Origin of the sequence: Aeromonas sp. 5HA1 (genome assembly GCF_029237245.1) — a bacterium.
GTDB classification, from domain to species: domain Bacteria; phylum Pseudomonadota; class Gammaproteobacteria; order Enterobacterales; family Aeromonadaceae; genus Aeromonas; species Aeromonas salmonicida.
On sequence record NZ_JAACFW010000007.1, the window covers coordinates 148,558 to 161,064 of the forward strand.

At 62.0% G+C, this 12,507-nt stretch carries 8 protein-coding genes and 1 riboswitch; of the genes, 3 read left to right on the forward strand and 5 right to left on the reverse strand.

Translation table 11 applies throughout. The features are described 5' to 3' along the window. The first annotated feature begins 296 nt into the window (after positions 1 to 296). Positions 297 to 2,486, forward strand: coding sequence for a glycoside hydrolase (locus tag GWQ27_RS08675; protein ID WP_275907141.1), 2,190 nt, complete (start codon positions 297 to 299; stop codon positions 2,484 to 2,486). Between the two features lie 68 nt (positions 2,487 to 2,554). On the opposite strand, the gene GWQ27_RS08680 is transcribed toward GWQ27_RS08675, so the two are convergent. Next, a complete protein-coding gene (locus GWQ27_RS08680; RefSeq protein ID WP_275907142.1) occupies positions 2,555 to 4,405 on the reverse strand; it encodes a M3 family metallopeptidase in 1,851 nt (616 codons plus the stop codon). 280 nt (positions 4,406 to 4,685) lie between these two features. On the opposite strand from GWQ27_RS08680, the gene GWQ27_RS08685 reads away from it, so the two are divergent. Then, positions 4,686 to 6,383 (forward strand): methyl-accepting chemotaxis protein, encoded by a 1,698-nt coding sequence (locus GWQ27_RS08685; protein ID WP_275907143.1) that lies wholly within the window; start codon positions 4,686 to 4,688, stop codon positions 6,381 to 6,383. Between the two features lie 263 nt (positions 6,384 to 6,646). Then, positions 6,647 to 6,732: riboswitch (cyclic di-GMP riboswitch) on the forward strand. A 66-nt stretch (positions 6,733 to 6,798) separates the two neighbouring features. After that, the gene (gene gbpA / locus GWQ27_RS08690) at positions 6,799 to 8,223 is read left to right on the forward strand and encodes an N-acetylglucosamine-binding protein GbpA (protein WP_275907144.1); all 1,425 of its coding nucleotides are present in this window, start codon (positions 6,799 to 6,801) and stop codon (positions 8,221 to 8,223) included. Positions 8,224 to 8,297: 74 nt separating this feature from the next. Here the strand turns inward: gbpA and cbl are convergent, their stop codons facing one another. The 4 genes from cbl to cysT all read right to left on the reverse strand — a co-directional run bounded on the left by cbl (position 8,298) and on the right by cysT (position 12,313). Beyond that, positions 8,298 to 9,245, reverse strand: a complete 948-nt coding sequence (cbl, locus tag GWQ27_RS08695) for an HTH-type transcriptional regulator Cbl (protein WP_275907145.1) — start codon at positions 9,243 to 9,245, stop codon at positions 8,298 to 8,300. Positions 9,246 to 9,430: 185 nt separating this feature from the next. Then, entirely contained in the window at positions 9,431 to 10,498 is a 1,068-nt protein-coding gene (locus GWQ27_RS08700) for a sulfate ABC transporter ATP-binding protein (protein WP_275907146.1), read from the reverse strand. A gap of 85 nt (positions 10,499 to 10,583) precedes the next feature. Then, entirely contained in the window at positions 10,584 to 11,477 is an 894-nt protein-coding gene (cysW, locus tag GWQ27_RS08705) for a sulfate ABC transporter permease subunit CysW (RefSeq protein WP_275907147.1), read from the reverse strand. Next, complete coding sequence (cysT, locus tag GWQ27_RS08710) at positions 11,474 to 12,313, reverse strand: sulfate ABC transporter permease subunit CysT (RefSeq protein ID WP_275907148.1); 840 nt, start codon at positions 12,311 to 12,313, stop codon at positions 11,474 to 11,476. The genes cysW and cysT overlap by 4 nt, the downstream gene beginning before the upstream one ends. Positions 12,314 to 12,507: the final 194 nt, after the last annotated feature.

Consider the following 12,507-nt stretch of genomic DNA (forward strand, 5'->3'; position numbering starts at 1 on the left):
TTGATTGGCCTGCATCGATGGTCCATCAAGCAATGGGGTTAAGCTTCCCCCCTTGATTGCCCCCTGCAGCGAATCTGGCGCATCCGAATCCAGTATTGGCTGACTACGACAGACTACGTCACGACCACAAACAAGCCCCATCTGATAACCTCCCTGACAGGAAATCATCGACCTCAACCGCTTCTGGCCCCTGGCAAGAGGCCAGGGCTTGCCGCCGCTGGTGCGGGCAAATTTGGCTGTACCGCAGAACGGGCAAGGGCGTACCCTGATGCCATCGACTTGGCCAAGGATCTTGAATGAAGGGTTTACGGATAAAGGCGCCAGTACTGGGCTGCCTGCTGATTTCACTGCTGGCGGCGCCTCTGGCCGCCGCCCCCCTGATACTGCAAGGGGAGACGCTGAGCTATCGCATCGCCCCCGATACCCTGGCCATCTCGGTCAACAAGGTGCCGGTCAGTGCCGGCCAACCCGCCCGTCAGGTCGACAAGCTGACCCGGGGTGAGCAAGAGGCCAGCTGGCACTGGCCTGCCCAGGACGCCAGGGTCGAGGTCAAACTGGACGGTGATGATCTGCTGCTGATCCTTGTCAGCGACACACCCCGTCAGCTGGCCTGGTACAGCCTGCCGAAAAACCAGACCCACCTCTCCATGGCCTTTGGCGAGGGCAGCCGCTTCTCGGTGCGTGACAGCGACTGGCTCGGCTATGTCGGCGACGAACTGGCTGAACTCAACACCCATTACGACCTCAAGCTGCCGCTGTGGAGCCAGGATGCAGGCAAACAGACCTACAGCTGGATCCTGCAAACCCCCTACGACAACCAGCTCAACTTCACCCGCAAGGGGGGGCGCCTGCAACTGAGCGCCCGCCACGAATTCAGCAGCTTCAACCAGCAGGCTCCCATGGTGGTGCGTCTGAGCGTGGGGGATGACTGGCTGGCAGGGGCCCGTCGCTACCGGGAGTGGCTGCAGGGCGAAGGCGCCTGGCAGTCCCTCACCGACAAGTTTGCCCGGATCCCCGCTGGCCGCCGCCTGATTGGTGCCAGCCATGTCTATCTGTGGGGAGATGCCCTGCTGGATCGACAGGATGTGAAAGATTGGCCAGGCCTGCAGGCCAGACTCAATCAAAAACCTGCCTGGCTGCAAGCGTTCAGCGGCGAGGAGCGGGAAGCGCTGGCCGCAACGACCCCCGAGCCCTGGCAGCAGACATTGATCATGGCCGGGCTCAACCGGCTGATTGCCAGCCAGCTCCCCCTGCCCGCCCAGCAGGGCCCCGTCAGCCAGAGCAAGGTGCTGGCCCTGCGCCAGCAGTGGGTCAGGGGTCAGCTGGGGGATCTGCTGGTTGCGCAGACTCGCTGGGGACAGGGCCTGTCACTGCCTGTGATAGAGACGCTGCAACAGGCGGGACTACACAAGCTCTGGCTCGGCACCCCGCAATGGACGGCGGCCCTGCAACAGGGTTATGCCGTCACCGCCGCCCAGCGCCTGGGCTATCTGGTGGGCAGCTATGACTCCTACGATACCGCCATCCTTCCCGGCAGCAACGACAGCTGGCTCACCGCCCAGATCCCTCCCAAGATCGGCAAGCGCTGCGCCATCATGGAGGCCAACGGCAAACCCAAACCTGGCTTTGGTGGCGAGGGAGCCTACCTCAATCCCGGTTGCACCCTGCCCTTCGCCAAGAGCCGCATGAGCGAGCTGGCCAAAGCCAGCGGCATCAACAGCTTGTTCCTCGACGTGGACGGCACCGCCATGGCTTCCAACGATTACAACCCGGCCCATCAACAGGGCAGCCAGGCCATGATCGCCGCCCGCAATGCCCGCATGGCCTGGGTGGGAGAGCGGCTCGGGCTGGTGCTGGGCTCGGAGGATGGCAATGCCCTCACCAGCAAGCCGCTGATGTTTGCCCACGGCATCCAGAGCTGGGGGTTCGGCTGGCAGGATGCCAGCATGCGCAAGCAGGCCAAGTCCCCCTATTACCTCGGCAAGTGGTGGCCGGACGAAGCGCCGCAGGTCTTCTTTCAGCCCGCGCGCCTCAAGCCACGCTACCTGAAAACCGTGTTCAATCCGGCGGACAGGTTGCCCCTCTATCAGGCTGTGTTCCACGACTCTGTGCTCAACAGCCATCACTGGCTGCTGGACAACCTCAAGTTTCCGGGCATCAAGGAGGAGCGCGCCCTGCTCGGCCTGCTTTACAACACACCGCCGCTGGTCAACCTGAGCCGCAGCACCCTGGAGAGCCGTCTGCCCGAGCTGGTCAGACTGAGCGATCAATTCGCGCCGCTGCACGAGGCATTGTGGGACAAGGCGCTGGTGGGATTTCGCTGGCGCGACGGGGCGGGCCGGGTGCAGGAGACCCGCTTCTCGGATGGCAGCCGGCTGGTCGCCAACTTCAGCAACAGCTCCATCATGGTCGATGGCCAGAAACTGCCGGGCAAGCACCTGCTCGTCGCCCTCAAGGGCAAGCCGGTCACCCTGCTGACGATGTGATCAACTCGCTCGCCATATAAAGAGAGAGCCCTGCCAATTGGCAGGGCTCTTTTGCAGGCGGGGTTCATCTAGCCCAGGGTGGCGGGCTCGACTTCGCTCTGGCGCCGGATCCAGCCCTCGAAGTCCGCCAGCATGCGCGCCTCCGACTCGCGGTTGTCGGCAATCAGCTCACTGCCATGCACCACCCGGATGCGGGCATTGAGGGGCGCCCCCTCACCGGCCGGCGGCCTTTGCTGCGCCGCCGCCATGCAGGCTTGGGCCTGCGCCCAGGCGTCGGCCACGCTCTGGTTGCATACCTCTGCCAGCGGCACTGCGCTGAATCCCTCGCCGGTCAGGCTCTGCAACGTCTCATCGTGGGTCATGCCGTTGCCCGGCCCCCAGTAGTGAGCCGCCAGATCCGGACCGATACGCGGGTTGTCGGTGAGATAACCATCGCGCTGAAGGAAATAGGCGCGGGTCTGCTCCACCGCCATCAGTGCCAGCAGATAGCCGTGATAGGCACAAGCCGACTCCTGATTCAGCAGATGCGGAATGGCCAGCAGCGGCCTCGGGCTCTCTGTCCCCAGTATCTTGCGCTCCCACTGACGGGCCAGCGCCAGCACGGCGTCCGGAGTGCGCTCGCTCTCCTCCATGGCGTAAAGATCCCGCTCGAAGTAGGAAACCAGCGCTATCTGGCGCTCGTTGAAGGCACGAAACGGCTGACGCGCCGCTATCATGGCCTTGATGAGCTCATCAGGGATCACCTCTCCCGCCGCATTCCTGGCATAGCGCTTGAGCCAGTCCGCATCGTCCAGCAGGCTGTCGCAGAACATGGACTGGGTCTCGGCATAGGCCATGGAGGTGGGTGGAAACTCCTGTGAAAAGCAGGGGGCGTTGCCGGTCACATTGGCAAAGTGAGCGGCATGGCCCCCCTCGTGGAACAGGGTATTGAGGCCACTCCAGCCGCTGCCCACCTGAGCCGGGTTGGCCAGACTGGTGAAGTTGACCACGGCGGGAACCCACTTGTCCTCCTGCCAGAAGCTGGGCACAGGGCCGTGGCAGAAGCCGTTCTCGTATTTCCCCTCCCGGGTCAGCAGATCCAGGGTCAGGGTCGCATCCCGATACTGGATGCCAAGCCGGCGGAAGCTCTCGGCCCAGTCCTTCAGCGCCCGCGAGAAAGGCACATAGGGGTCGAGCTGGCGGGTCACGTCGCCGCTGACGAAATAGCGCAGGTTGTGGGGCAGCAGCGCAGCCTCTCCCTTGGCGCTTTTCAGCTCTGCCAGACTCTGCTGCACCCGCTGCTCGGTGCGGGCGATAAAATCATCCAGCACGGCAAACAGCTGTTCCGGGCTCATCTGCTCGTTCTTGCGCACCTTGTAATCGAAATAGTCGCGATACCCCATGGCACGGGCGAAGCGGTTGCGGATCGCCACTACCTCGAGAAAGCCGTTGTCGACCACCCACTGCTCCAGGGTATGGAACATGGCCAGCGCGCTCTGGCGCACCGCCTCGTTCGGGCTGGCGGCAAGGGAGGTGCTGGCGGCGGGCAGACTGCCGACGACCTGCTGACCCTGCTCATCCAGCAAGCCGAGTTTCAGCTCCCGGCGACGGGCAAACAGCGCTGCCTCGGCCGCCACCAGCTCGTCCATCAGGGCGGCGGCAGCCGGATCCTCGATGACGTTGCACTCGAAGAAGGCAATCCAGCCCCCCAGACCACGCTTGAGATCCGCCTCTTCGGCCTGGGCCAGCATCTCTCTGAGCTCCGGCAGTCGGGCCGGGTTGGCGCAAAACGCCTTGTAGGCCTGCTCGGCGGCGGTGAAACCTGCCTGATCATCACTGGTGCCCATGTAGGTGGACCAGAACAGGTCCTCCTTGCGCCTGTGTACCTGCAGGTAATCGGCATTGAGCTGATTCAAATAATTCCTGGCAATGGAATGCATAAATTCCCTCTTGTATGGGGCAGACCCGCACGGGTGCCCGCTCCTTTTGGTGAAATGCCAAGCCATTCACATTTTTTGGCAAATGATGCGCCGGGATGCGCACAACCACGCTACCAAAAGCGACGGTTTCTGTCTGCTGGCTATACTGGTTGTCAAAACACTCAATTAGCATTCAGTCACCACAAGTTATTGAAAGTTAATTAAATGTTAATAACGAAATAATCAGGGCCATCGTCATGTCTGGCCACAGCAAGACCCACAGGGAAATCAGGGAGACCTTATGTTCAAGCTTGGTGATATCGCAGTGAGCCGCAAATTGATGTTGCTGCTCTCACTGGCGCTAGTCGGTTTCATCGCACTGCTGCTTATTTCGGCCAGTGCCTTGCATCGCAATCTGATGAGTGAGCGGGAGGCCAGGCTGCAGGCCGTGCTGGATCTCGCCATGAGCCGCATCCAGTCACTCGCCACCACCTTGCCCGCCGCACAGGCTCAGGCAGAAGCCAAGGCCATGCTCAACAGCATGCGCTTCGATGGCGACAACTATCTGTTCGTACTCGATGAAACTCGCCACGTTGTGGTACACCCCGTCAAACCGGAACTGGTTGGCCAGCAGATGGGCCAGAGCGGCACCGAGACGGCCGGCGATCACTGGCAACGCATGGTGGATCTTGGCAAGGGGGGCCAACATGGCCGCCTTGAATACCAGTGGATAGGGCCCTCTGGTGATGCCGCCCAGAAGATGTCACTGGTCGCCGGCTATCAGCCCTGGGGCTGGATCCTGGGTTCTGGCGTACTGCTGCAGGACATTCAGGCCACCATCTGGTCCCAGTACCAGCTGATGGGCGGCGCCACCCTGCTGGTGATCCTGCTAATGGGGCTGCTGGGGTTTGCCATCAGCCGCTCCATCGTCAATCCCCTGGCCGAGATCAAGCGAGCCATGCAGCAGGTGGCGGCCGGGGATCTGGTGATCAGCATACCGGTACACGGCAAGGATGAAATGGGGGTCGTCGCCGCCTGCACCAACCAGGGGCTCGACGCCATTCGTCACGCCCTGATCGAGGCCAGCCAGGGGGCCCGCAACGTGGCAGATGCCGCCCTGCGGATCGCCTCCTCGGCAGAGGAGACCAATCAGGCGGTCAACAGCCAGCGGGATCAACTCTCCCAGCTCGCCACCGCCATGAACGAGATGAGCGCCACCATTGCCGATGTGGCGGGTCACGCCGAAAATACCGCCCGGGATACCCAGGAAGCCACCAGCGAGGCCGGGCTGGGCAACCGTGACGTGCATGCCAGTGTCAATGGCATACAGGCGCTGGCCACCGAGGTGGAACAGGCCACCCAGCAGGTCAATCAGCTCAAGGAGGGAGTGATGCAGATAAGCGAGGTGACCGCCGTCATCAGCGCCATCTCCGAGCAGACCAACCTGCTGGCCCTCAACGCCGCCATTGAAGCAGCCAGGGCCGGGGAACAGGGACGCGGCTTTGCCGTGGTCGCCGACGAGGTACGCCAACTGGCGAGCCGCACCCGCCAGTCCACCGAGGAGATACAGAGCACCATAGCCCAGCTGCAGCAGCGGGCAGTGACCGCCGCCAGTGCCATGGATGCCAGCCGCAAGCTGGCGGAGAGCAGCGTCAGCCAGTCCGAAAAGGCAGGGCAGGATCTCTCCCTCATCGTCAACCACATCCAGCATGTGAGCGACATGGCGATCCAGATAGCCACAGCGGCGGAACAGCAGAGCGTGGTGGCCGAGGATATGAACCGCAACGTCAGTGGCATCAATGATTCGGCCCAGGAGATGTCACAATCCGCCACCTATCTGGCGAAAGAGAGCGAGCTGCTGGCAGACCTCTCCCGCAGTCTGGATGAGCGACTGGCGGTGTTCAAACTGGGCACTGCCATCGATCAGACCCTGGCACAGCGGCTGGCCCCCCTGCATCAGCAATCACATCAGGCCGAACGCCCGCGCGCGCGCCACTGAATCGTCTCGCCTTGTCGCACTCCATCCTCTGTCAGCCCGCTGGCAGAGGATTTTTTCATTGATGAAAAATGTCGAATTTTTGCATTTTATCGACATGATGGGCGACATTCAGCTTAGCTTGTCGATTAAATACACCATTAAAAACATAACGTTAAGTTTTAGCTCTACTCCGATGAGTCAAGCTGTAAACATTTACACTTAATTAACTAATCAAAATTAGTCATGATGGTAGTGTCGCAAAGTGCGACACCATGACCCTTTATGTAGTCATTTGGCAAACTGGTTGAAAGGCCAAGACGCAAAACCTCCGGTCTAAAGACATGTCGTCCAGGATAGCGGGGTTGCCACACGCAAGTGTGTATCGGGGAACTCCCCTGCCAACTTGACTGCCCACATCTATCGAACAGAGGAATGTATGGCAGCAAAAATCCAACTCAATCACGTCGCGGCAGCGCTGGCGCTGCTGGCCAGTGGTGGCGTACTCGCCCACGGCTACATCAGCCAGCCCGAGAGCCGTAACTACCTGTGCAACAAAGGTGGCAACAGCCAGTGTGGCGCTGTGCAATGGGAACCCCAGAGCGTGGAAGGCCCCTCCGGCTTCCCGCAATCAGGCCCTCAGGATGGTCAGATTGCCTCGGCGGGCAGCTCCCGCTGGAGTGAGCTGAACGCCCAGACCAGCGATCGCTGGACCAGGCGTGAAGTACAGGCCGGGCCATTCGCCATCAGCTGGACCTTCACCGCCAACCATGTCACCCGCAACTGGCGTTACTACCTCACCAAACAGGACTGGAACCCGAACCAGCCGCTGACCCGTGCCGCCTTCGATCTCACCCCTTTCTGCGTGGTGGATGGCAACATGGTACAGCCACCCAAGCAGGTCACCCACAACTGCAACCTGCCGGAGCGCACCGGTTATCAGCTGATCCTGGGGGTGTGGGAAGTGGGTGATACCAGCAACAGCTTCTACAACCTGATCGATGCCAACTTCAAGGGCGGCACCCAGCCCCCCTTGAGCTGGAGCCAGGGGGGCACCATTTATCCCTCCACCGATCTGGCGGCCGGTGACAAGGCCAGAGCTCTGGTGTTCGACGCCAATGGCGTACGCCCCGATCTGCAGACCGAGTTGACCATCACCACCACGGAACAAGGCCAGAAAAACAACTGGGCCCATGCCCTGGCCAGCAAGATCAATGCGGAGCAGAGCCAGATCCGCGCCGGTCAGCAGAACGCCGACAATCAGTTCAACCCCGTCTACGGCCAGAACCCCGTCTACCTCAAGGCAGGCAGCGCACTGGAACGGGTCGAGATCCAGCTCGAACAGCTGCAACCGCCGGTGGGCAACGACATCAGCGTGAGCGGTCTGGAGAGCGAATACCTGCTCGACGACGGTAAGGTGACCCTCGACTTCACCATCACTGCCCAGGGGGATCTGACTGTCACCAATACCTTGTATGACCATGGTGGTGTGGCCAAGGGCCAGTCTGCCGCCGACATCAAGGACAGCAGCCAGAGCTTCACCATGCCGCTCACCGGGCTCAGCGCGGGTCACCACCAACTGGTGATCGAGGCCAAGCCGAAGGCGGGTGGCGAAGCCCTGCAACAGACCCTGGACCTGATGCTCAAGGACTCGGCAGGTGGCGGTGACTACCAGTTCACCTTCCCGCAGGGACTGACCTCCTACACGGACGGCACCAAGGTGTTGCAACCCAAGAACGGCAAGGTCTATCAGTGCAAGCCCTTCCCCTATCGAGGCTGGTGCAGCCAGTGGTCGGCCAGCGCCACCCAGTATGAGCCCGGGGTCGGTAGCAATTGGCAGGATGCCTGGATCCTGGTCAACTGATCCGCAGGCGCAGCATGACGCCATCAACGAAACGGGGAGCCACTGGCTCCCCGTTTCACATCTTCTGGCAAGGTTCAGATCTGGTAGTCGATGACAGGCTCACCGCCCATGGCGCGGGCCTGAATGTCTGCCAGCGCCAGCTCCGGATTGCAGAGCTGGATAAACTGCCAGGCGAAGTTGTGCTGGAACTGCCCCTGCTTGAGGCCGATCCAGGCGGTGTGGGGCGCAAACAGCCGGCTGCCGTCCAGCTGCACCAGTCCCTTGTCGCGCTGGGTGTCGAACGCCATGTCCGCCAGTATGCCCACCCCCATCTCCAGCTCGACATAGGTCTTGATGACGTCGGAGTCCTGCGCGGTCAGCAGGATCTGCGGGGCGATACCGGCCTCGGCAAACGCCTCATCCACCCGCGCCCGTCCGGTCAACCCGGCCTGATAGGTGATGATGGGCCAGTGTGCCAGCGCCGCCAGGGTCAGCTCCCGCTCGGCAGTGAGGGGGTGCTGCTCGGGCACCACTATGTTGTGATGCCAGCGGTAGTAGGGAAACGCCACCACCCCTTCGCTCTTGTCGAGCCGCTCGCTGCTGATGCCGATATCCACCTCGCCGGTCTGCACCAGCCGCACTATCTCCTCAGGGCTGCCCTGACGCAGCTCCAGTTGCACCAGCGGAAACTGTTCGCGAAACGCCTTCACCACCCGCGGCAGGGCGTAACGGGCCTGGGTGTGAGTGGTTGCCACCAGCAGCCTGCCGGACTCGCGGTTGGCAAAGGTGCTGGCCAGTTTGCGGATATTGTTGGCGTCATTGAGGATGCGCTCGGCGATCACCAGCAACTCCTTGCCCGGCTCTGTCATGCCGAGCAGCCGCTTGCCGTAGCGGATGAACAACTCGATCCCCAGCTCCTCTTCCAGCTCGCGGATATGGCGGCTGACCCCGGACTGGGAGGTAAACAGGGCATTGGCCACCTCGGTCAGGTTGTAATCCCGCCGTGCTGCCTCTCGAATGATTCGCAACTGCTGAAAATTCACGTCATCGCCTCCTGCGCTGACCGGCCGGTCGGGTTGGTCCCGCCGCCGTTTTTGTTATTGCCAGCCCGACCCTGTGCCGGACTGCAAGCCTGATACTGTTATCGCGATAAGAGGGTCACGCCCTGATCCTGTCGGTTGGCAAGGGTGGCGGCGAGTCGCTCTCGCCTGGATGCAAACCCTGGCCATCAAATCTGGTAGTCCGGGTAGAGCTGGGCCTGTTTGGCCACCAGCCGCACCCCCTGGCCCGGACTGAAGGCGCGGGCCGCCTCCTTGCTCAACTCGGCCTCGAAGTGTGCACCGTTTGTATCCCCAATGCCACGCAACTCCACCCGGATGCGCGGTCCCATGGGCAGCAGTCGGGTGATGGTGGCGCGGATCCCCCCGCTTGCATCCGCAGGCACTATCTCCAGCTCGTGGGGACGCACATAGGCGATCGCAGCGCTGCCCTCCGCCAGATGAGAGCTGATGGGGCCTCCCAGCCACTGTTCGCCAATGCCAAGCCCCTGACCTGCCACCCGACCGCGAAACAGGTTCACGCTGCCGAGAAAGCTGTGCACAAAGGCACTGGCGGGCTGGTCATAGACCTCGGCCGGTGTGCCTATCTGTTCGACCTTGCCGGCGTTCATCAGCACCACCCGATCCGCCACCTCCAGCGCCTCCTCCTGATCGTGGGTCACGAACAGGCTGGTGACATGCAGCTCGTCGTGCAGCTCGCGCAACCAGCGGCGCAGCTCCTTGCGTACCTGGGCATCGAGGGCACCGAAGGGCTCATCCAGCAGCAACACCTTGGGTTGCACCGCCAGGGCGCGGGCCAGGGCGACCCGCTGGCGCTGACCGCCGGAGAGCTGGGTCGGGTAGCGCGCGGCCACGTGGCTGAGCTGCACCAGATCCAGCAGCTCCTTGACCCGTGCGCGGATGACAGCCTCGGTGGGACGCTCTGACCTCGGCTTGACCCGCAGGCCGAATGCCACGTTCTCGAACACCGTCATGTGGCGAAACAGGGCGTAGTGCTGGAACACGAAACCCACGTTGCGCTCACGCACATCAAGGTCGGTTGCATGCTCACCGCGGATAATGACGTGGCCAGCGTCGGCCTGCTCCAGCCCGGCTATGATGCGCAGCAAGGTGGTTTTGCCACAGCCGGAGGGGCCCAGCAGCGCCACCAGCTCGCCATCGTGAAAGTCGAGGTTGATGTCGGCCAGCGCCGCGTACTGATTGAAATGCTTGTTGAGCCCTTGAACCTGAATGCTCATAGATGCCTCTTTTCAATAATCGTTATATCGAGATCAATGGGGTATGGGGCCCGGCAGGTCGCGCAGCCGGGCCTCTCTCGCAATATCAGTGGGGCTTGTCAGGCTGCCCGCGTAGCCGGGCCAGCAGGGTTTCTCCCAGCAGGGTGAAGATCCCGAACAGCGCCAGCAGGCTTGCCACCGCGAAGGCGGCGCCGGTCTGGTACTCGTTGTAGAGGATCTCGATATGCAGCGGCAGGGTATTGGTCTGGCCGCGAATATGGCCGGAGACCACTGAGACAGCCCCAAACTCCCCCACAGCCCGGGCGGTGCAGAGCAGCAGGCCATACATCAGGCTCCAGCGGATGCCGGGCAGGGTCACTCGCCAGAACATCTGCAGGCCGCTCGCCCCCAGCATGATGGCCGCCTCCTCCTCTTCCGGGCCGCGCGCCTCCATCTGGGGCAACAGCTCGCGCACCACGAAGGGCACGGTAATGAAGGTGGTGGCCAGAATGATGCCCGGGGTGGCGAAGATGACCTTGATGTCGTGCTCGCTCAGCAAGTCGCCAAACCAGCCGCGACTGCCGAACAGCAGCACCAGCATGAGCCCGGCGATCACCGGCGAGACAGAGAACGGCAGGTCGATGAGGGTGATGAGCAGCTGCCGACCGGGGAAGCGGAAGCGGGCGATGGCCCAGGCCGCCGCCAGCCCGAACAGCAGGTTGAGGGGCACGGCGCAAAGCGTGACCAGGGCGGTCAAGCCCAGGGCGCTCTGGGCATCCGGCTCGCTGATGGCGTGCCAGAAGAACGCGAGGCCCGGGCTCAGCGCCTGAATGAAGACGGTGGCCAGCGGCAACAGCAGCAGAGCGGCAAACCAGCCCAGTCCAAGGGCAATGAGCAGCCATTTGATCCAGACGGGCTCACGAGTAACGGAAGGGTGGCGGGCCAGCGGGGCTGGCGCCACACCCTGGACCAGATCCAGTGTCGAGTTGGATGCGCTCATACGCGAGTCCCTCCTATGCGTGCCCAGCTCCAGGCCTGCAACTTGTTGATGAGCAATAACAAAATAAATGAGACCAGCAGCATGATCACGGCGATGGCAGAAGCGCCTGCATAGTCGTACTCCTCCAGATGACTCATGATCATCAGGGGGGCAATTTCGGAAACCATGGGCAGGTTGCCGGCGATAAAGATGACGGAGCCGTACTCCCCCACGCCACGGGCAAACGCCAGGGCAAAACCTGTGAGCAGTGCCGGGATCAGGGTTGGCCACAGCACGCGCAAAAAGGTTTGCCAGCGGTCAGCCCCCAGGCTGGCGGCGGCCTCTTCCTGTTCCGTCTCTGCCTCCCGCAGCACTGGCTGCAGGGTGCGTACCACGAAAGGCAACCCGATGAAGGTGAGGGCAATCACCACGCCGATGGGGTTGTAGGCAAGCTCTATGCCCAGTGGGGCGACCCACTGCCCGATCCAGCCGTTGGGGGCGAAGATGGCGCACAGGGCAATACCGGAGACGGCGGTAGGCATGGCGAACGGCAGATCGATCAGCGCATCCACCAGCCGGCGACCGGGGAAGCTGTAACGCACCAGCACCCAGGCCAGGATCAAGCCGAACAGGCTGTTCAGCAGCGCCGCGATGAAAGCGGCACCGAAACTCAGGCGAAAGGAGGCGAGCACCCGGGGTGAGCCGATCACCTGCCAGAATTCCCCCGCAGTAAGATTGTTCACCGCGAACAACACCAGCGCCGAGAGCGGCAGCAACACCAGGATACCGAGATAGAGCAGGCTGAAGCCAAGGGTCGGACCAAAGCCTGGCAAGACGGAGTAAGAACCAAATCGCATAACGCTTCCGTTTGTTATGAAAAACATTCGATACAGCGATTCTGCGCACGCCTGTTTGAGACAACAAACACCAATAACGCCTTTGCTAAGCACTTTTTTATCTAACCAGGGCGGCACTGGTTTTTAGCGCCATAAAATGAAAAAAAGGTCTTTTATATAAATAAAAGACCTAAAAAATGGAGCGTCGTGCAATG